This window comes from Mesorhizobium salmacidum (SeqCode), from assembly GCF_037179605.1.
Classification (GTDB): domain Bacteria; phylum Pseudomonadota; class Alphaproteobacteria; order Rhizobiales; family Rhizobiaceae; genus Mesorhizobium; species Mesorhizobium salmacidum.
Window position 1 is genome coordinate 1 of sequence record NZ_JAPYKS010000089.1, and the last position, 617, is coordinate 617.

The window sequence follows — 617 nt, forward strand, 5'->3', positions numbered from 1 at the left end:
ATTTACGACACCACCATCGGCTGGCGCTTCGTCAACCCGCTGATGAAGAAGCAGTATGGCGTCGATTCCATGCCGGAAACGGGCGAGAACGTGGCGGAAGACTTCGCTGTTTCCCGCGCGGATCAGGATGCCTTTGCCGTGCGCAGCCAGGACAAGGCGGTCGCGGCACAAGCCAATGGCCGGCTGGCGAAGGAGATCACCCCGGTGACGATCCCGCAGCGCAAGGGCGATCCGGTCGTGGTCTCGAAGGATGAACATCCCCGCGCCGGCACGACGGTCGAGACCCTAGCCAGATTGCCGACGCCGTTCCGGCAGGGCGGCACGGTGACGGCGGGCAACGCCTCCGGCGTCAATGACGGCGCGGCGGCACTGATCGTTGCCTCGGAAGCGGCTGTCAGGAAATACGGGCTGACGCCGATCGCCCGTTTCCTTGGTGGGGCCGCCGCCGGGGTCGCGCCGCGCATCATGGGCATCGGCCCGGCGCCGGCGACGCAGAAGCTGTGCGCGCGGCTTGGCCTGACGCCAAAACAGTTCGATGTCATCGAACTCAACGAAGCCTTCGCCTCACAAGGCATCGCCGTGCTGCGCGAGCTCGGCATTGCCGAGGATGCGCCGCA

At 66.6% G+C, this 617-nt stretch carries 1 protein-coding gene; it reads left to right on the plus strand.

The window, feature by feature from the left end:
- The coding region (locus O7A60_RS31760; RefSeq protein ID WP_463147967.1) for a thiolase family protein at positions 1–617 on the plus strand (617 nt) is incomplete at both ends.